Annotated in this window: 16 protein-coding genes; 9 read left to right on the top strand and 7 right to left on the bottom strand. The window is 64.6% G+C overall.

The features are described from left to right. Positions 1-75: 75 nt before the first annotated feature. From ACIGJE_RS08240 to ACIGJE_RS08220, 5 genes are all read right to left on the bottom strand, one after another. On the bottom strand, positions 76-834 hold the full coding sequence (locus tag ACIGJE_RS08240; protein WP_311940982.1) for a sugar phosphate isomerase/epimerase family protein: 759 nt from the start codon (positions 832-834) through the stop codon (positions 76-78). Positions 835-897: 63 nt separating this feature from the next. Continuing rightward, entirely contained in the window at positions 898-1,992 is a 1,095-nt protein-coding gene (locus ACIGJE_RS08235; RefSeq protein WP_311940984.1) for an ABC transporter ATP-binding protein, read from the bottom strand. Positions 1,993-1,997: 5 nt separating this feature from the next. Continuing rightward, positions 1,998-2,885: a carbohydrate ABC transporter permease gene (locus ACIGJE_RS08230; RefSeq protein WP_311940987.1), complete on the bottom strand. Its 888-nt coding sequence runs from the start codon at positions 2,883-2,885 to the stop codon at positions 1,998-2,000. After that, positions 2,882-3,796, bottom strand: coding sequence for a carbohydrate ABC transporter permease (locus ACIGJE_RS08225; protein WP_311940990.1), 915 nt, complete (start codon positions 3,794-3,796; stop codon positions 2,882-2,884). Before ACIGJE_RS08225 ends, ACIGJE_RS08230 begins: the two co-directional genes overlap by 4 nt. Positions 3,797-3,934: 138 nt before the next feature. Continuing rightward, a complete protein-coding gene (locus tag ACIGJE_RS08220; RefSeq protein WP_311940993.1) occupies positions 3,935-5,203 on the bottom strand; it encodes an ABC transporter substrate-binding protein in 1,269 nt (422 codons plus the stop codon). A 179-nt stretch (positions 5,204-5,382) separates the two neighbouring features. On the opposite strand from ACIGJE_RS08220, the gene ACIGJE_RS08215 reads away from it, so the two are divergent. From ACIGJE_RS08215 to truB, 9 genes are all read left to right on the top strand, one after another. After that, complete coding sequence (locus ACIGJE_RS08215; protein WP_311940996.1) at positions 5,383-6,450, top strand: LacI family DNA-binding transcriptional regulator; 1,068 nt, start codon at positions 5,383-5,385, stop codon at positions 6,448-6,450. 146 nt (positions 6,451-6,596) lie between these two features. After that, positions 6,597-7,409: a hypothetical protein gene (locus ACIGJE_RS08210; RefSeq protein WP_483679771.1), complete on the top strand. Its 813-nt coding sequence runs from the start codon at positions 6,597-6,599 to the stop codon at positions 7,407-7,409. Positions 7,410-7,478: 69 nt separating this feature from the next. After that, entirely contained in the window at positions 7,479-8,423 is a 945-nt protein-coding gene (locus tag ACIGJE_RS08205) for a hypothetical protein (RefSeq protein WP_415087227.1), read from the top strand. Between the two features lie 173 nt (positions 8,424-8,596). Next, on the top strand, positions 8,597-9,298 hold the full coding sequence (rimP, locus tag ACIGJE_RS08200) for a ribosome maturation factor RimP (RefSeq protein WP_367625297.1): 702 nt from the start codon (positions 8,597-8,599) through the stop codon (positions 9,296-9,298). Positions 9,299-9,310: 12 nt separating this feature from the next. Then, on the top strand, positions 9,311-10,921 hold the full coding sequence (gene nusA / locus ACIGJE_RS08195; protein ID WP_311941008.1) for a transcription termination factor NusA: 1,611 nt from the start codon (positions 9,311-9,313) through the stop codon (positions 10,919-10,921). A gap of 6 nt (positions 10,922-10,927) precedes the next feature. Further along, positions 10,928-11,668 carry an RNA-binding protein gene (locus tag ACIGJE_RS08190; RefSeq protein WP_367625298.1) on the top strand — a complete coding sequence of 247 codons (741 nt, stop codon included), beginning with the start codon at positions 10,928-10,930 and terminating at the stop codon, positions 11,666-11,668. A 42-nt stretch (positions 11,669-11,710) separates the two neighbouring features. Further along, positions 11,711-15,058, top strand: a complete 3,348-nt coding sequence (gene infB, locus ACIGJE_RS08185) for a translation initiation factor IF-2 (protein ID WP_483679768.1) — start codon at positions 11,711-11,713, stop codon at positions 15,056-15,058. A gap of 155 nt (positions 15,059-15,213) precedes the next feature. Continuing rightward, positions 15,214-15,639 (top strand): 30S ribosome-binding factor RbfA, encoded by a 426-nt coding sequence (gene rbfA, locus ACIGJE_RS08180; protein ID WP_311944238.1) that lies wholly within the window; start codon positions 15,214-15,216, stop codon positions 15,637-15,639. Further along, on the top strand, positions 15,636-16,556 hold the full coding sequence (truB, locus tag ACIGJE_RS08175) for a tRNA pseudouridine(55) synthase TruB (RefSeq protein WP_394313827.1): 921 nt from the start codon (positions 15,636-15,638) through the stop codon (positions 16,554-16,556). The genes rbfA and truB overlap by 4 nt, the downstream gene beginning before the upstream one ends. A gap of 142 nt (positions 16,557-16,698) precedes the next feature. Here the strand turns inward: truB and ACIGJE_RS08170 are convergent, their stop codons facing one another. Further along, entirely contained in the window at positions 16,699-18,015 is a 1,317-nt protein-coding gene (locus ACIGJE_RS08170) for a class I SAM-dependent methyltransferase (protein ID WP_394313824.1), read from the bottom strand. Between the two features lie 225 nt (positions 18,016-18,240). Further along, the gene (locus ACIGJE_RS08165; RefSeq protein WP_415086967.1) at positions 18,241-19,167 is read right to left on the bottom strand and encodes a LysR family transcriptional regulator; all 927 of its coding nucleotides are present in this window, start codon (positions 19,165-19,167) and stop codon (positions 18,241-18,243) included. Positions 19,168-19,223: the final 56 nt, after the last annotated feature.

Here is a 19,223-nt window from a genome sequence, read left to right as displayed (position 1 = left end):
AATTCTTCAAAATCAGGTGCCGGTCCCACGACATCGACAGTCAGTCGATGTCGGTGAGAAGGCCGGCACACTGCGTCACACGCCGGCCAGCTTGCGCATGGCCTCGCCGCTCACCGTGGCAAAACGCTTGAGGTCCGAGGGATTGTCGTGCTCGGCAACCATGATCTCCGCGCCCGCGGCCACGCAGAGCGGCCAGATCGTCGCCCAGTCGACCACGCCGGTGCCGACATCGGCCCAGCCATCCTCATTGACCTTCTCGCCGGCCGGCGCGATGTCCTTGACATGGACGAGCGGCATGATGGCGCCATAGCGCGCGATCCAGGGCTTCGGATCGGCATTGGCCCGTACGATCCAGGCGATGTCCGCTTCCCACTTCACGCCCTCGGCCAGCAGGTGCTCGATCGGATAGGAGCCATCCGGCAGGGCGATGAACTCGAAATCATGGTTGTGCCAGGCAAAGCCGTAGCCGGCCTGGCTGGCCTTGCGAGCGACCGCCGCCAGCCGGGCACCGAACGCCTGCCAACCGGCGGTGTCGGTGGGGCGGGCGTCGGGCATCAGATAGGGCGCCACGATGGTTTCGATGCCCAGCGCCTCGGCAATGCGCAGATTGCCGTCGAGATCGGCCTCCAGGGCATCGATGCCGAAATGGCCGCTCTTGGCGGTCAGGCCGAACTGCTTGAACAGCCGGGCCGCGGCGGGCACGTCCTGGTAGAAGGCGCCATAGGGCTCGACATTGCTGAAGCCGGCCTCGGCGATCGTCCTGAGCTGCCCCTCGAGCGGTGGGAAGTTGCGGCCCGAATAGAGCTGGAACGACAGGGGATGTTGCAGAGCCATGATAGATCCTTTCATGAAATGAGAAAAATCAACGGGTTGGATGGCAATTGCGGTAGGGCTTGTTCACAGACGCTCCCCGCTTTGTGCGTCGAACAGCGAGGCACGCCCGACGTCGAAGTGAAAACCGATCTCGTCGCCGGGTCCGCTTTCATTGTCTCCGTCGACACGGATGGTAGCGGGCCTGCCGGCGAAGCTGGTCCACAACACCGTCTCGGCGCCCATCGGCTCGACGATGTCGATTTTTCCGCGGGCAGCATGCCGGCCCGATGGCGCGGAGCCGACATCGATATGCTCGGGCCGGATGCCCAGTACCGCCTTGCGTGCGCCGGGATCGGCAGAGAATGCGTAGGCTGCAAGGTCGATGCTCTCGCCGGCGGCCTGGAAACGCCAGCCTCCCGGCCCGCCCGTAAGCTCGCCTTCGACGAAGTTCATGCCGGGCGAGCCGATGAAGCCCGCCACGAACTGGTTGGCCGGCTTGTGGTAGATCTCGAGCGGGCTCGCCAATTGCTGGATGACGCCGCCCTTCATCACGGCGATGCGGTCGGCCAGGGTCAGGGCTTCGATCTGGTCATGCGTGACATAGATCATGGTGTTGCCGAGGCTCTGGTGGAGCTTCTTGATCTCGACCCTCAGCTCGTTGCGCAGCTTGGCATCGAGGTTGGACAGCGGTTCGTCGAAAAGGAAGACGTCGACATTGCGCACCAGGGCGCGGCCGATGGCGACACGCTGGCGCTGGCCGCCCGACAATTCGGAGGGCTTGCGCTGCAGCAGCGGATCGAGATGCAGGAGCCTGGAGGCCTTGGCGACACGCGCGGCGATCTCCGCCTTGGGCACGCGGGCCATTTTCAGGCCGAAGGACATGTTGCCCTCCACGCTCATGCGCGGATAGAGCGCGTAGGATTGAAACACCATGCCGATGCCGCGGTCGGCCGGCTCGGCCCAGGTGACGTTCTTGCCGGAGATCCAGATCTCGCCATCGCTGATCTCCAGCAGGCCGGCGATGGCGTTCAGCAAGGTGGACTTGCCGCAGCCCGAGGGTCCGAGCAGCACGATGAACTCGCCCTGGCGGATGTCGAGCTGGAGATTGTCGATGACGGACACGGCACCATAGCGGATCGACAGGTCCTTGACGGTGACGGAGGAAGGCGTGGTGTGCATGCGCTTTATCCCTTCACCGCGCCGGCTGCGATGCCGCGCACGAACCAGCGTCCGGAGACGAAATAGACGATGAGCGGCACGGAGGCGGTCAGCAGGGTCGCCGCCATGTTGACGTTGTAGGCCCGCTCGCCCGTGGTTGAATTGACGATGTTGTTGAGTTGCACCGTCATCGGCACATTGTCTCGCCCAGCAAAAGTCAGGCCGAGGATGAAGTCGTTCCAGATGCCGGTGACCTGCAGGATGGCGGCCACGATCAGCATCGGCGTCGACATCGGCAGGATGACGTGGAAGAAGATCTGCCAGAAGCCGCCGCCATCCACGCGTGCCGCCTTGAACAATTCGGCCGGCAGGCTGGCATAGTAATTGCGGAATATCAGCGTCATCAGCGGCATGCCGAAGATGGTGTGCACGATGACGATGCAGGGCAATGTCCCGAAGATGTTGGCCCATGCAAATATCCGGATGAAGGGATAAATGAAGACCTGATAGGGAATGAAGGCGCCGATCAGGAGCACGCCGAACAGGAGGTTGGCGTATCGCACGTTCCATAGCGACAGAGCATAGCCATTCACGGCGCCCGCAGCGATGGAGATAACGAGGCTAGGCAAGAGGATCTTAACTGAATTGAAGAAACCGACACTAATTCCACTGTGGACAAGGCCCGTACTCGCACTCGACCAGGCCTTGCTCCAGGCGGCGAGATCGAAGGCCAGCGGCAGGGCGAAGATCTGGCCCTGGCGGATCTCCTCCATGGTCTTAAGCGAAGTCAGCACCATCACCACGGCGGGCAGCAGGAAGAAGGCTGCTGCCACGACGAGGAAGACATAGAGGCCGATGCGGCCGGGGGTCAGGCGGGCCGGCTTGCGCCCGCGTGGTGTCTCTAGGGCGCTCATGCCGGCCTCCGCGACTGCCGGCGGAAATAGGTATGGTAGAGCCATGGCGAGACCACGCAGATCACCGTGATCAGCATCACCGTCGAGGCCGCCGTGGCGAGGCCGATATTCTGGCGCTGGCCGAGATTGTCCATCACGAATTTGGCCGGCATTTCCGAGGCCGTACCCGGCCCACCATTGGTGAGGGCGACCACGAGGTCATAGACCTTGATCACAGCGATGGAGAGCAGCACGGTGGCCGTGGTGATGGTGGGGGTCAGGATCGGCAGGATGATGGAGACATAGACCCGCCAGGTCGGGATGCGGTCGATCTTCGCCGCCTTCCACAATTCGCTGTCGACGCCGCGCAGGCCCGCCAGCATCAGCGCCATCACCAGGCCGGAAGCCTGCCAGATTGCGGCAATCACCAGCGCAAACACGGCGAGCTTCGAATTCACCGCCCAGTCGAAGGTAAAGCTCGTCCAACCCCAGTTGCGCACCGTGTTCTGGATGCCGAGATTGGGGTTCATCAGCCACTGCCAGACCAGGCCCGTGACGATGAAGGACATCGCATAGGGATAGAGGAAGATGGTACGGAACGTGTTCTCGAAGCGGATCTTCTGGTCGAGCGCCACCGCCAGCAGGAAGCCGACGATCAGGCAGCAGACAATGAAGAGCACGCCAAAGACGGCCAGATGCCACACCGAAACCTGCCAGCGATCCGAGGCAAACAACCGGACATACTGATCCAAACCGACAAAATTGTAGACCGGCAGCAGCTTGGAACCGGTGAAGGAGATGACGATCGTCCAGATCACCGTGCCGATATAGGCGGCGACGACGATGATCCAGGCCGGTATCAAGGCCAGCGCCGCCATGCTCAGACGGTGGGGCCGACGATGTGGACGCGACAATCTTGCAGGCTCGGCCATTGCGACCTCCTTCAGGATCCGTCTTGCGGTGGGAATTGGGGCCCGGTCTTCTCGGCGATTTGACGGAAAAGTCGCAATCGCGAGACCGGCTTGCCGGTGCGCAGGCCGGGCGGGCCCGAAGACCCGCCCAAGAGGAGCTTACTGCGCCGACTTCAGCGCATCCGCGAACTTGGCGGTGAACTCGTCCGGCGTCTGGCTCTTGTTGTTCCAGAAATTGGTGATGACATCCTCGAGCGCTCCAACCAGATCGGCACTGGCCAGCATGTCGATCACCGGTGTCTGATGCGCAGGATCGGCGAGCAGCTTCATGCCCTTCTGCGCGCATAGATCGAACTTGCTGGCGTCGACGTCGGTGCGCACCGGCATCGAGCCTTTCTGGATATTGAACAGCACCTGGGTCTCAGGCGACAGCATGGTCGAAGCGAGGAGGTTCTGCGCCTTGACCTGGGCTGCATCGGTCGTCTTGGGGAAAACGAAGACGTCGCCGCCGATCACCAGTTCCTTGTCGTCGATGCCGATCTGGCAGTAGAAATCCTTGCCGGCCTCCTTGTTGGCCGCCTTGAATTCACCTTTGGCCCAATCACCCATGAACTGCACGCCGGCCTTGTTGGTGATCAGGAGAGCCGTGGTATCGTTCCAGTTGCGTCCTGGCGACCCGGCATCGGTGTAGGCACGCAACTTGCCGAAAATCTCGACCGATTTCTTGAACTCGGGCGTATCGATAGCGGTGGCATCGTTCTTGGCATAGAGCCGCATGAACGTGTCCTTGCTGACCGATTGCAGCACGACATTGAACAGCAGGCGCTCCTGCCAGGGCTCGCCACCTTGTGCCAGCGGCGTAAAGCCGGCCGCCTTGATCTTGTCGAGAGCGACGAAGAAATCGTCCCAGTTGGTGGGCACTGCGGTGACACCGGACTTGTCGAGCACTTCCTTGGAATAGAAAGCCCAGTTCTGGCCATGCACGTTCACCGGAACGGCATACATATGCCCCTCCCGGCTCGCGGCTTCGATGAAGGAAGGCGGCAGGAAGCTCTTCCACTTGCCTTCCTCGGCAACCTGGTCGACGGTGTTGAGCAGGCCCTGGCTGACCAGATCGTCGAACTGCTTGCCGGTGTTGAACTGCGAGGCCGTGGGCGGATTGCCGCCGACGATGCGATTGATTGCAGCGGAGCGCGCGGCCTGGCCGCCGGCAACCGCCGAGTCGACCCAAATACCGCCGGCCTTGGTGTACTGGTCGGCGAAGACCTTCACGGCCGCCGCCTCGCCGCCCGATGTCCACCAATGCATCACTTCGGCCTTGGGCTTGTCCTGCGCCACGGCCGGCCCAGCGAGCGCCAGCGCAGCAAGTGCACCGACAAGCATGGAACGCACCGGAGCCCGTTGCGGAATCGCCCTCAATTTTTCCATGGACATCCTCCCTAAAGGATCGCATGCTGTGTTTATGTAATCGATTGCACGCGTCGGGATATTGATTGCGATCGGGGTTCGTGTCAAGGGGATTGACTCAGGGCTCCGGTCGCACCCGCAACAGGCAGATGGCAGAGCTTTTTCGAAGTTTTGCCAGCAGGTTGGAGAACGGTGGTCCCATGCCGCCCGCCAAGGAACGCACCAGACGCATCCAGAGACGCGCACCGCGCGATGTCTCCAAGACCCGCATCGGCGACGTCGCCCGCGCCGCCGGCGTCTCGACTGCCACCGTCAGCCGCGCCCTCACCTTTCCTGATCGTGTCCAGGCCGAGACGCGTGAGCGCGTGCTAGCTGCCGTGCGCGAACTCGGCTATATCCCCAACAGCGCTGCGCGGCAGTTGCGCGCCGGTTCTTCCCGCACTGTGCTGGTGGTCGTCGGCCCCCGCCGCAATCCGCCTTTTTTCAGCGAGGTTCTCCGGGGCATCGACGTCGCCCTCTCCCAAGCCGGCTATGCCGTGCTGATGGGCAATCTCGACAGCATCGATGGCAAGGAGAAATATCTGGTCGACCTCGTCTTCGGCGGCCATATCGACGGTGCCCTGGTGCTTGCCTCGACGGTGCCCTCGCATGCCGGCCGCACCATTGCCGATTCCGGCCTTCCTATCGTCGGCATCTGCGCCGAGACGGACGTTCCCGGCATACCGGCGGTGGTGGTCGACGACGAGGTCTGCTGCCGGGCCCAAACCCGCTATCTTCTCGACAGGGGCCATCGGCATCTGGCCTATCTCGCAGGCCCCAGGGGCAACTACAACGAACGCCATCGTTATGCCGGCTTCCAGGCCGAGATCGCCGCCGCCGGCCTTGGAGCCGACGATTTCGTGCGCTTCGAGGGCAATTACGACTTCGCCTCCGGCGTCGCCTCGGGCAGGGCCTTCCTGGCCCTCGACCGCCGGCCGACCGGCGTGGTCGCCACCAGCGACGAAATGGCGATCGCCTTCATGACGACCATCCGCCGCGGCGGCCTCAAGGTGCCGCAGGATGTGTCCATCGTCGGCTTCGACGGCATCGAGTTCGGCGATTTCGTCGAGCCCACCCTGACCACCATTCGCCAGCCGCGCTTCGAACTCGGTTCCACCGGCGCAGCTCTGCTCCTGGCGATGATGCGGGGCGAAACCGTCCCCGACCGCCTGACCATGCTGAAGGGTGCGCTCGACGAGCGGGAGAGCGCAGGATCGGTGATCGAGTGAGTGGCAGCGAGGGCAATAGAACGGCAAGATCGAAGATCGCCCCCTCCAGCACCGTTCCTCTGCCGGGGCGCGGGTCCGGTTGGTTCGAACTTGCCTACGCAGTCACCTTGGATGGCCGGCTGGCCTGCCTCGATACGAATCGTGACATGCTGGCCCTGGGGGACGAGCCATCCCCCAAACCCATGTCGACGACAGGCAGGCTCACGAGCTTCGATGGCGAGTGGCGGGGAAATCAAACGCATTTTCCCTTGGAATTCGACTATCCGGCTTTCGACGAATTGCCGGGCGGTGGCTGGATCGTCGCCGATGCGCGCTGTCGCCAGGGGCAGGACAATGCCCGCCATCTGGCCGAGGACGGCACCGTGCTGCGGCATTTGTGCCTGGGCGATGCCATCGAACATCTGCAATGCGACGACGAGGGCAGGATCTGGTGCGGCTATTGGGACGAAGGCGCCTTGATCAATCGCGCCTGGGGCCGAGGAGGGCCGGGCATGCCGGCCAGCGGCCTGATGCGCTTCGACACCGACGGAACTGCGTTGTGGTCGCAGGGCATGGCCCGGGCTGGTTTGCCGATGGTGGACTGTTATGCGCTCAATGTCGGGCGCAGGGAGATCTGGAGCTGCTACTATACCGATTTTCCCCTCCTGCGCGTCGACGGGTCCGGCCATTGCCAGCTCTGGTCGAATGAGATCAGCGGTGTCAAAGCCGTCGCCATCGATCGCCACCTCGGCCTGCTGATCGGCGGCTATGGAGAAGACAGCCACCGCATCACGCTGTTCCGGCGTGGCGGCCATGAGATCACGCTTCTCGCCACCTTCGATCTCGACCTCGGCTACAGCCGCGAAAAGCCGGCGCGGCTGTTTGCGGCCCGCCACGACATGTTGCATGTCGTGTGGAACGAGCAATGGCACCGCCTGAGCGTGATGGATGTGGCCCTGGCAGCCGGGGTCTATTACTGAAACAGGCACAGGCCTCTCGCCGCTCCGTCAAATATGCGGATCCCCTTCCCCATTCCTGCGTTCGGTGCCATGGCAGTCCAATCCAGAACGATGCAGGGCCTGTCGATTCCCCTGCCTTCCCCGGAAAACGGCTGGTTCGACATCAGCCAGGCCGTAACGCAGGCGGGGGCGCTCGCCATGCTGCAGGCCGATTGCGATGTCGCGGCGCTGTTTCGAGCCCGCAAGCCCTTGCCGGCCGGGGCGCGGGCACGCTTGTGTAGCTTCGACGGCAAGGCACGGGGCAAAACGGCGGAATTCGCCCTGGAGGACTGGTTTCTCCTTGTCGACCAGTTTCCCGATGACAGCTGGATCGTTGCTGGTGCGCGATGCCCGGTCGGACATGACAATGCCCGCCACCTTGCGGCCGATGGCACGCTCATCGGCCGCTTCTGCCTCGGCGACGGCATTCAGCATCTGCAATGCGACACGGATGGCGGCATCTGGTGCGGCTATTTCGACGAGGGCGTCTACGGCAATCTGGGATGGGGCAATGCCGGCGGGCCCGAGCCGATCGGCGCCCCCGGCTTGCGGCGTTTCGATTGCCAGGGCCGTCCGTCCTGGTCCTATTCCTGGGAGGGTATGGGTTCCGTCATCGACGACTGCTACGCCCTCAATGTCAGCGGCAACCAGGTTTGGGCTTACTACTACTCCGACTTTCCAATCATGCGGATCGACGAAACCAGGCAATGCCGCCAATGGCAGACACCGATCCGTGGCGCCGGCGCGGTTGCGGTGGATGGCTCCCTGGCCATGCTCGTGGGGGGATATGGCAAGGCCACCGACCTCGTCCTGCTGCGCTTGGGAACCGATGGCGCGGAAGTGCTGACGGAAGAAATCGCCGGCATCGCCTTCGACCGGGAGAACGCTCCTTCGCTCTTCCAGGCTCGGCACGACACCATGCATGTCGTCCAGGCCGGGCAATGGCGCAGGTTCAGCGTCGCTCAAGCGGCCGAGGCGGCTGGAATTGTCCCCTGAAATGGGCTTTGCGCGTCGCTCATCAACAAGGTGAACAAATCCTTCCTTGCATGACGGCAAAAAATCCCTATATTGCGCCTGTCTCGATGAGACATCTCATAGATGGTCCACTGGATCATTGGTTTTGAGAGTGGGCCCCACCCGGGACCCGCTCTTTTTGTTTCGAGGGTTGCGTGACCGAACCCGAAGCCATTGTCAGCCAGGCCGATTCGTCGGCCGACGCGTTGAACGAACCGCGCCGTCTCACCGAGACGGGCGTTGCCGCGCGCGTGGCAGAAATCACCGAGCGCACCATCCTGCCGCTCGGCTTCCGTCTCGTGCGGGTGCGCCTCAACGGTAATAATGGGGGCACCGTGCAGATCATGGCCGAACGCCCCGACGGCACCATGACGGTGGAGGATTGCGAGCTGATCTCCAAGACGCTCTCGCCCGTCCTCGACGTCGACGATCCGATCGGCAAGGCCTATCATCTGGAGGTCTCCTCGCCGGGGATCGACCGCCCGCTGGTGCGCGTCAGCGACTTCCAGCGCTGGGCCGGGCACGAGGCCAAGATCGAGATGACCCTGATCGTGGCCGGCCGCCGCCGGTTCCGGGGCATCCTGCTGGGCGCCGAAGGCAACAAGGCCAGGATCCGCCGTATCGATGCCGGCCCCGGTGAGGCCACCGACGTGGAATTGAAGGTCGATGAGATGAGCGAAGCCCATCTCATTCTGACCGACGCGCTGGTGACGGAATCGCTGCGCCGGGCCAAGGCTGCTTCCAAGGCGCTGGCCGCACAACTCGAGGCTCAGGAAGCCGCCGAGCTGGAATCGGACGACAGCTCCGATCCGGAATCGCCGTCCAAGCAGCCGCATAGACAACCAAAAACCCGCTGAGAGGAAAGAATCATGGCCGTCAGCGCGAACCGCCTGGAACTGTTGCAGATTGCCGACGCCGTCGCCCGCGAGAAGGTGATCGATCGTCAGATCGTGCTCGCCGCGATGGAAGACGCGATTCAGAAGGCCGCCCGCTCGCGCTACGGCCAGGAGACGGAAGTCCGGGCCGAGATCAATCCCAAGACCGGCGAAATCCGCCTGTCGCGGCTGCTGCAGGTGGTCGACCAGATCGAGAACGACGCCGTTCAGATCCTGCTCGAAGACGCCCGCCGGAAGAACCCGGCCGCGCAGGTCGACGACTGGATCGCCGAAACCCTGCCGCCCTTCGATTTTGGCCGCATCGCCGCCCAGTCGGCCAAGCAGGTCATCGTGCAGAAGGTGCGCGAGGCCGAGCGTGACCGCCAGTTCGACGAATTCAAGGATCGCGTCGGCACCGTGGTGAACGGCCTGGTCAAGCGCGTGGAATATGGCAATGTCGTCGTCGATCTCGGCCGCGGCGAAGCCGTGGTGCGCCGCGACGAGTTGCTGCCGCGCGAAGTCTTCCGCCCCGGCGACCGTATCCGCGCCTATCTCTTCGACGTGCGCCGCGAGCAGCGCGGTCCGCAGGTCTTCCTGTCGCGCACCCATCCCCAGTTCATGTCCAAGCTCTTCGAGCAGGAAGTGCCGGAGATCTATGACGGCGTGATCGAGGTGAAGGCCGTCGCCCGTGATCCCGGTTCGCGCGCCAAGATCGCCGTGATCTCGCGCGATTCCTCCATCGATCCGGTCGGCGCCTGCGTCGGCATGCGCGGCTCGCGCGTGCAGGCGGTGGTCGGCGAACTGCAGGGCGAGAAGATCGACATCATCCCCTGGTCGCCTGATGTGGCCACCTTCATCGTCAACGCGCTGCAGCCGGCCGAAGTGTCGAAGGTGGTGCTGGACGAGGATTCCGAGAAGATCGAAGTCGTCGTGCCCGAGGCCCAGCTGTCGCTGGCCATCGGCCGCCGCGGCCAGAACGTGCGCCTCGCCTCCCAGCTCACCGGCTGGGACATCGACATCCTCACCGAGGCCGAGGAAAGCGAGCGCCGCCAGAAGGAATTCGTGCAGCGTACCCAGACCTTCATGACCGCCCTGAACGTCGACGAGGTCGTCGGCCAGCTGCTTGCCTCCGAAGGTTTCCGCACCGTCGAGGAAGTCGCCTATGTCGACCCCTCCGACGTATCGTCGATCGAAGGCTTCGACGAGGAGACGGCCGAGGAGATCCAGACCCGCGCCCGCGATTACCTCACCGCCGTCGAGGAAGAATTCGATGCCAAGCGCAAGGCGCTCGGCGTGGAAGACGAACTGAAGACGGTCGAGGGCGTCTCCACCGCCATGCTGGTGGCGCTGGGCGAGAACGACGTGAAGTCGGTCGAGGACCTTGCCGGTTGCGCCACCGACGATCTCGTCGGCTGGACCGAGCGCAAGGATGGCGAGACCACCAAGCATGCCGGCTATCTCGATGCCTTCGAACTCAGCCGCGACGAGGCCGAGGCGATCATCATGGCCGCCCGCATCAAGGCAGGTTGGGTCGAGGCTCCTGCCCCGGCCGAAGAAGAGCCCGCCGAGGAAGAAGCCTCCACACTCTCCGAGCATGGAGCATGACCCATAGTGCTGACAGAACGCATCGAGGATGACGATGATCGCCGGGCGCGCGAGCGCCTGTGTGCGGCCACGCGCCTCGTGCGTCCTGTCGATACGCTGATACGCCTCGTCGCAGCGCCCGACGGCACCCTGACCCCGGATCTCAAGCGCGTCCTGCCCGGACGCGGCGTCTGGGTCACCGCCAACCGTGCCAGCGTCGAGGAAGCCATGCGCAAGCGGGCCTTCGCCCGCCTGCTCAAACGCCCGGTCGAGGTGCCGACCGATCTACCCGATGTCATCGAGCGGCTCCTGCGCAAGGCGGCCCTCGACATGCTCAGCTTTGCCAACAAGGCCGGACTCGTACTCTCCGGCTTCGCCAAAGTGATGGATGCCATCGACTCCGAACGTGTTTCACGCCGCCTCGTGGCCGTGATTCAAGCGCGTGACGGTGCCGAAGACGGTGGCCGCAAGCTTGCACAAGCCGTCAAACGGGCCTATTGGGATAAAAATGCACCAAACTTCATTACGATTTTCGATTCTGCCCATTTGGATTTGGCATTAGGGCGGACAAATGTGATACATGCTGCGCTCTGCGCGGGCCCGGCGGTTACCGGATTCCTGGATCGCGTTGCAGCGCTTGCTTTCTGGCAGGATGGCGGACTGGCTTCGGCTGAACCACATCCATCCTCCGAAGCCCCGCTGCAGGCGGACGACGAACCCTCAACGCAAGATGCCGCCCCGTCGCAAGACGGCGACGACGTCAGCTGAACTTTCGAATGAAACGGGGCGACCCGCAGGATTTGGCACGGAATGACTGATACGAAAAACCCGGGCGATACGCTGACTGTTCCGCCCACCAAGACGCTGACACTGAAGCGGCCCTCGAGCGCGCCGGATACGGTTCGCCAGAGCTTTTCGCATGGCCGCTCGAAGACTGTCGTCGTCGAGACGGTGAAGCGCCGTCCGTCAGGCCCCGTTACACCGCCTGCCGCGCCGCCGCCTGCCGCGCCGCCCCCGCGCCAGGCCGCCCCCATCGCGCAACCTCCGCGGCCGGCCGCACCTCCGGCGGCGGCAGTGCCCCAGCCGGCTCCGCCTCCGCGCGCTGCCGAGCCGGCGCCCGCACCGCCGCCCGTGGAAGCGCCCAAGGCCCCGACGCCCGCGCCGGTTCAGCCCGCGCCGGCCGCTGTCGAGAAGCCTGCCGCTCCGGTGGCTGCCGCTCCGGCTCCGACCCCGCAGGCAGAAGCACCGGCCCCGCGTCCCGCGGCTCAGGCTCCGGCTGCAGCGCCCCCGGCGGCTCCTCGCCCCGCGGCTCCCGCCGCTGCCGCTCCCCCGGCATCGCGTCCGGCCGCTCCCGCCCCGGGACGTTCCGGTGGGCCCCAGCAGGGTGGACGGCCCGGACAGCCGATGGGAGGCCGCCCCCAGGGGCAGCGTCCGAACCGTCCGGGTGCCGGCATGGTTCTGCGCACGCTCTCCAGCGAGGAAATGGATGCCCGCACCCGCGTGCTGGCAGAAGCCCGTGTCCGCGAAGCCGAGGAGCGTAAGCGCGCGGCCGAGGAAGCGGTGCGCCGCGCGGCCGAGGAAGCTCGCCGTGAGGAAGAGCGCAAGGCCGCCGAAATCCGCAAGCGCGAAGAAGAAGAGCGTCATCGCCGCGAGGAAGAAACCCGCCGTCATGGCGAGGCCGAGGCACGACGCCATCTTGGCGAAGCCACACCTGCGCCCCGCGAAGGAGCCGCACCGGCCCGGCCGAGCGGCTATGGCGACCGGCGCGAAGGCTCCGGCGATCGTTTCGGTGACCGGCGCCCGCCGCGCGAAGGCGGTTCCGGCTTCGGTGACAGGCGTCCCCGTGAAGGCGGCGCAGGGCCGGCCGGTGAACGCCGCGGTCCGCCGCGTGAAGGCGGTTCGGGCTTTGGCGAGCGCCGTGGTCCGCCGCGTGAGGGTGGTGGCTTCGGCGAACGCCGTGGTCCGCCGCGCGAGGGCGGCACCGGTTTCGGTGAACGTCGTGGTCCGCCGCGCGAAGGCGGTGGCGGCTTCGGTGACCGCCGTCCCGGCGGCTTCGGTGCCAATCGCGGCGCCACGGCCTTCACCCCTTCGGAGCCGGCCATCACGCCGCCCGCCGGCCGCAATGTCGGTGGACCGGTTCGTGCTCGCGCCGTTGCGGATGACGATGACGGCAACCGTGGCGTTCGTCGCGGCCCCAGCGGCGCCGGGCGTGGCAATGCCGCCGCGCCGCGTCGCGAGGCAACCCCGCGCACGACCGAACAGAAGGGCCGCGGCCGCCTGACCGTCACCAGTGCGACCGGGGACGAGGACGAGCGTACGCGCTCCGTCGCCTCCTTCCGCCGCCGCACCCAGCGCATGACCGGCCATCGCCATGTCGAGGCCAAGGAAAAGATCATGCGCGAGGTGGTGATTCCGGAAGCGATCACCATTCAGGAACTCGCCAACCGCATGTCGGAACGCGCGGTCGACGTCATTCGCCTGCTGATGAAGCAGGGCGAAATGAAGAAGATCAACGACGTCATCGACGCGGATACGGCGCAGCTGATCGTTGAAGAGCTTGGCCACACCGCCAAGCGCGTCTCGGAAGCGGACGTCGAGGAAGGCCTGTTCGACGAGGCCGACATCGACGATCACCTGGAGCCGCGCCCGCCGGTCGTGACCATCATGGGCCATGTCGACCACGGCAAGACCTCGCTGCTGGATGCCATCCGCTCGGCCAATGTCGTCTCCGGCGAAGCCGGCGGCATCACCCAGCATATCGGCGCCTATCAGGTGACGTCGCCGCTCGGCGGCAAGGTGACCTTCATCGACACGCCCGGCCACGCCGCCTTCACCGCCATGCGCGCCCGCGGCGCCAAGGTGACGGATATCGTGGTGCTGGTGGTGGCAGCCGATGACGGCGTCATGCCGCAGACGGTGGAAGCCATCAATCACGCGGCTGCCGCCAAGGTGCCGATGATCGTGGCGGTCAACAAGATCGACAAGCCCGATGCCAAGCCTGAGCGCGTGCGCACCGAGCTTCTCCAGCACAACGTCCAGGTCGAAAGCATGGGCGGCGAGACCCTCGAAGTCGAGGTTTCCGCCAAGCAGCGCACCAATCTCGACAAGCTGCTGGAAGCCATCCAGCTGCAGGCCGAGATCCTCAACCTGCAGGCCAATCCCGATCGTGCGGCCGAAGGCACCGTGATCGAAGCCAAGCTCGATCGCGGCCGGGGTCCGGTGGCGACCGTGCTGGTCCAGCGCGGCACGCTCAAGGTCGGCGACATCGTCGTCGCCGGCGCCGAATGGGGCCGCGTGCGCGCCCTGGTCAGCGATATCGGCGCCACCATGCCGGCCGCCGGCCCGTCGGTGCCGGTCGAGGTGCTCGGCTTCAACGGCACGCCGGAAGCGGGTGACCGCGTCGCGGTGGTCGAGAACGAGGCTCGTGCCCGCGAGATCACCGAATATCGCGAGCGCCAGAAGCGCGAGAACGCCGCCGTGCGCCTGTCGACCGGCCGTGGCTCGCTCGCCGACATGATGGCGGCCGTCAAGGCCGGCACCGGTGCCCGCGAATTGCCGCTGGTCGTCAAGGCCGACGTGCAGGGTTCGGTGGAAGCCATCATCGGTGCCCTCGACAAGGTGGGCAATGACGAAGTGAAGGCACGTGTCATCCATTCGGGTGTCGGCGGCATCACCGAGTCGGACATCACCTTGGCCGAGGCCTCGGGCGCTGCCGTCATCGGCTTCAACGTGCGTGCGCATAAGGAAGCCCGCGAGGCGGCCGAGCGTACCGGTACCGAGATCCGCTACTACAACATCATCTACAACCTCGTGGATGACGTGAAGGGCGTGCTCTCCGGCCTGCTGGCACCGACCCTGCGCGAGGAATTCCTCGGCAACGCCCAGATCCTCGAAGTGTTCAACATTTCGAAGGTTGGCAAGGTCGCCGGCTGCCGCGTTACCGACGGCCATGTCGAGCGTGGTGCCAATGTCCGCCTCATCCGCGACAACGTCGTCATCCACGAAGGCAAGCTGTCCACGCTCAAGCGCTTCAAGGACGAGGTCAAGGAAGTCCAGGTCGGCCAGGAATGCGGCATGGCCTTCGAGAACTACCAGGACATGCGCTCGGGCGACGTCATCGAGTGCTATCGCGTCGAGGAAATCAAGCGTACGCTCTGATCGGTCTCGGCAGAAAGTCGCGCAATGGCCGGGTGCAAGCCCGGCCATTGCTGTTTTATGGAGCGCGGACATCCTGTCCGCTCTTGTTTCGGACAGCGCTCCAGCCCATGAAAAGAAAAGAGCGGACAGGATGTCCGCGCTCCCAGAAGAACACCATGCCCCGTCTTACCCCCTCCTCTTCCAAAGCCCCGTCGCAGCGGCAATTGCGTGTCGCGGAACTGATCCGCCACGCCATCGCCGATATCCTGCAACGCGGCGAGATCATGGATCCCGTGCTCGAAGGCAAGGTCATCACCGTGCCGGAAGTCAGGATGTCGCCCGATCTCAAGGTCGCAACCGTCTATGTGATGCCGCTGGGCGGCGGGGATGGCGAGGCCGTGATCAAGGCGCTAGCCTCCCATGCCAAATATCTGCGCGGCCTGATCGCCCGCCGGGTGACCATGAAATACGCCCCCAATTTCCGCTTCCTCATCGATACGACCTTCGACTACGCCTCCAAGGTCGATACGCTCCTGCGCCAGCCGGACGTCAGCCGCGATCTCGAGCAAAAGCTGCCGGGCCAGGAGGAGGACGAGGAATGAGCGCTCCCCGTTCTACCCGTGTCGAGGTCAATGGCTGGATCATCCTCGACAAGCCCGTCGGCATGACCTCGACCCAGGGCGTCTCGGTGGTCAAGCGCGTGTTCAATGCCAAGAAGGCGGGCCATGCCGGCACGCTGGATCCCCTGGCCTCCGGCATCCTGCCCATCGCGCTGGGCGAAGCGACCAAGACGGTCCCCTATGTCATGGACGGCCGCAAGGTCTATCGCTTCACCGTGGCCTGGGGCGTGGAGACCAATACCGATGACACCGAGGGCGGCCCGGTGGCAACCTCCGACGCCAGGCCCGAAAGGGCCGAGGTCGAGGCTCTGCTACCGCGCTATACCGGCGTGATCAGCCAGGTCCCTCCGCGTTTTTCCGCCATCAAGATCGATGGCGAGCGCGCCTATGACCTGGCGCGTGACGGCGAGGAGGTCGAGCTCGAGGCCCGCAACATCGAGGTGCACGCCCTGCGCATCGTGGAATACTCCCGCGAGGCCACCACCTTCGAGGCGGAGTGCGGCAAGGGCACCTATGTCCGGGCACTCGCCCGCGACATGGGCCGGGATCTCGGCTGCTACGGCCATGTCACCGCCCTGCGCCGGGCAGTGGTCGGCACCTTCGACGAGCAGGACGCGGTGACGCCGGACGAACTGCGCGCCATGAAGGAAGGTGCCACCGATCTGCCGCCACTGGCGGAAGCCTTGCTGCCGGTCGAAACTGCCCTCGAGGCCTTGCCGACCCTGGTGGTTTCCCAGCACGACGCCGGCCGCCTCGCCCGCGGCCAGGGCGTGATCCTGCGCGGACGCGACGCGCCGGTCTTTGAAGGCGTGGCAGCGGTGATGTCCGGCGGCACGCTGGTCGCCCTCGCCGAACTCGATAGCGGCGAATTGCTGCCCAAGCGCATCTTCAGACTATAGGGCGTCGTGCCAAAAGGCGGGCACCGGTTTTTGGCAAAGACGACGATGCAACAGCGCCCTGCGGCATGGGACCTGGTCCCTGAACCGAGTCCCATGCCTTCATGTCTCGCAGGCCGATGCATTTACGATAGACAGCGGACATTCAGACTTCCTGAAACCACTCCGCTCTTCGCAGGGGCAGGATCGATGGACCATGAATGCGCCGGGTTGCCACGGTCTGGAACACATTGATACCGCCGCGCTGGAAACTGATGCAGCACATCGACAAATAGAGCAGCCATAGCCTCGTGCGTTCCCAGCCGACCATGGCGCTGGCCCTCTCCCGGTTCGCCCAGAGATTGTCGACCCAGCGCTTGAGGGTCAGGTAAAAATGCATGCGCATCGGCTCGATGTCGTGGATTTCGAAGCCATGCCGCTCCAGATTGGTCGCGGTCATGCCGATATGGTCCATCTCGCCCCCCGGGAAAATATAGCGACGGATGACCCTCATATAGGCCGTTTCCCGGCCGAACTTGGACATGTCGAACAAGGCACGCCGCACGCTGGCCTGATGGAGATAGCGGCCGTCGGGGGTCATCAGGTCACGCATGTGGATGAAATGGCGGTCGTGATTCTTCAGCCCCACATGCTCGAACATCTCGATCTGCGCGACCGCATCGAACTGCCCCGATGGCTCGATGTTGCGATAATCGCGCAATTCCACCTTGACCTTGTCTCCCAGCCCCTCCCGTTCGATTTTCGCCTGGCAGAATTCCAGCTGGCGCTGCGCCAGCGTCACGCCATAGGCCGTGACGCCGTAGTGCCTGGCGGCGTGGCAGACCAGCCCGCCCCAGCCGCAACCGATGTCGAGCAATCGGTCACCGGGTTTCAGCTGAAGCTTCTGGCAGATACGGTCGAGCTTGGTCCGCTGCGCATCTTCGAGCGAGGCTTCCGGGCTGGGGAAATAGGCCGCTGAATAGACCATCTCGGGATCGAGGAACAATTGATAGAACTCGTTCGAGACGTCGTAGTGGAACTGGATCAGTTCCTTGTCGTCCCGCCCCTTGGCATAGTGCATCGGGACGGAGCCATCGAAGCTGGGCAGCGGGGCTGCCTTGGCCATGCGGCCGAACAGGAAGGGCGTGGCAAACCCCAACAACTTCATTTTGGGGAATGACCGCCCCGTGGCGAGTGCCTTGCTGTGATTCCAGCGTGCCGCTGCCTGGAGGGGACTTCCGCCGACGATATCGACTTCCTGTTCGGCGTATAGCTCGAACAGCGTCATCAGCCTCGGGCGCGTCAACATCCGGCGTATCGCCTCGGGCGAGCGCAACACGAAGCGGATATCGTCTCTGGCATGAGGTCCGAGCGGCAGAACTTCGCCGTTCCACAATTCGAGGCTGAGATCCGCCCCAAGCTTGTCGGCGACCTCCCCGACGAGCCTACGCGTAACTGCAAGACGCTTTTCTTCCAGATTCATGGGCGCCGCTTCATGGGTTCGGAGGCCTGGCTGCGCTCACCCCACCCAGCGTGAAGGCAATGCAGCAACGCGTCCCGAATCGATTGGCTCGGGCAAACGTCTCTCCATCCCTCTTTTGACAGGTTTGATATTACCTGCAACCCAGAGGTGCATTATCTCGCCATCGCAAGGAACCGGAACGATGTGCGGCTGAGGCGCACGGCCATAGCGTTAGGGCGACAGCCCTCAGGGGGCCTTGGCATCGATGCCCGGCAGGCGGGCAATCGCGCCGACGAGAAATTCGATCAACAGCCTGACACGCGCAATGCCGGCGCGTTCGGGCACGATGAGCATGTTCAAAGGTGTCGGCAGCGGCGCATAGTCAGGCAGGATCGGCTCCAGCCGCCCTTGCTCCAGGAGATCGTCGACCAGCCAGACATGGGTCGGGCCGAAACCGCGGCCGGCAGCAAACGCTTCGCGCGCCGCAAGTCCGTGGTCGACCTGCAGGCGACCGCCGAAGGGCACGGCATGGCGGCTTCCGTCCGGCCCCTCGAGAACGAGCGTCTCGCTGCCCGCGATGTTCGACATGCGTATGCCCTCGAGGCCCGCCAGGTCCTCCGGAGTCTCGGGCCGGCCGTGCCGGGCCAGAAAGTCCGGCGCTGCCACGAGGACCCGCCGGCTTCGGCCCAGCGACCGCCTCTTCATCGAACTCTCGCTCAGCGGTCCGAGCCGCAGCGCCAGGTCGACACCTTCTCGGACGAGATCGATTCGCTCGTCCGTGAGACTGAATTCAACCCTGATGTCGGGATGACGATCCTGGAAGGCGAAGAGCAGGCGGGCAATATGCCGAACCCCGAGAGCCGCCGTGCAGGACAGGCGCACCGTGCCGGCATGCTCGCCATGCCCCTGTCGTGCCTCGTCGCTGGCCTGCTCGACGAGACGCAGGATCTGGACGGCATGGGCATAGTAACGGCTGCCCTCCTCGGTGAGAGAGACACGCCGGGTCGTGCGGCTGAGAAGAGCCACGCCCAGCGCATCCTCGAGCTCGCTCAGGTGCCGCGTGACACTGGACTGGCCGATATTCAGTTCGCGCGCGACCGCCGAGAAGTTTCCACGCTCGGCGACACGGACAAAGCTGCGCATGCGCTCCAGAGTGACGTCTGATTTATCCATAATCCGGCACAATATTATGCATTCTCTCGATGTAGCGGATTATAGGAACCTTCCCT

The organism is Labrys sp. E2SS-1L (assembly GCF_057073705.1).
Note: the sequence above shows the minus strand (reverse complement) of the source record. Positions and strands in the feature narration are given on the sequence as shown.

Coding starts and splice junctions, on each gene's coding strand:
- infB (WP_483679768.1), top strand. CDS start 11,711: ATGACTGATACGAAAAACCCGGGCGATACGCTGACTGTTCCGCCCACC.
- ACIGJE_RS08225 (WP_311940990.1), bottom strand. CDS start 3,796: ATGGCCGAGCCTGCAAGATTGTCGCGTCCACATCGTCGGCCCCACCGT.
- ACIGJE_RS08240 (WP_311940982.1), bottom strand. CDS start 834: ATGGCTCTGCAACATCCCCTGTCGTTCCAGCTCTATTCGGGCCGCAAC.
- ACIGJE_RS08170 (WP_394313824.1), bottom strand. CDS start 18,015: ATGAATCTGGAAGAAAAGCGTCTTGCAGTTACGCGTAGGCTCGTCGGG.
- ACIGJE_RS08210 (WP_483679771.1), top strand. CDS start 6,597: ATGCTGGCCCTGGGGGACGAGCCATCCCCCAAACCCATGTCGACGACA.
- ACIGJE_RS08205 (WP_415087227.1), top strand. CDS start 7,479: ATGGCAGTCCAATCCAGAACGATGCAGGGCCTGTCGATTCCCCTGCCT.
- rbfA (WP_311944238.1), top strand. CDS start 15,214: ATGCCCCGTCTTACCCCCTCCTCTTCCAAAGCCCCGTCGCAGCGGCAA.
- truB (WP_394313827.1), top strand. CDS start 15,636: ATGAGCGCTCCCCGTTCTACCCGTGTCGAGGTCAATGGCTGGATCATC.
- ACIGJE_RS08230 (WP_311940987.1), bottom strand. CDS start 2,885: ATGAGCGCCCTAGAGACACCACGCGGGCGCAAGCCGGCCCGCCTGACC.
- ACIGJE_RS08165 (WP_415086967.1), bottom strand. CDS start 19,167: ATGGATAAATCAGACGTCACTCTGGAGCGCATGCGCAGCTTTGTCCGT.
- ACIGJE_RS08220 (WP_311940993.1), bottom strand. CDS start 5,203: ATGGAAAAATTGAGGGCGATTCCGCAACGGGCTCCGGTGCGTTCCATG.
- ACIGJE_RS08215 (WP_311940996.1), top strand. CDS start 5,383: ATGCCGCCCGCCAAGGAACGCACCAGACGCATCCAGAGACGCGCACCG.
- nusA (WP_311941008.1), top strand. CDS start 9,311: ATGGCCGTCAGCGCGAACCGCCTGGAACTGTTGCAGATTGCCGACGCC.
- ACIGJE_RS08235 (WP_311940984.1), bottom strand. CDS start 1,992: ATGCACACCACGCCTTCCTCCGTCACCGTCAAGGACCTGTCGATCCGC.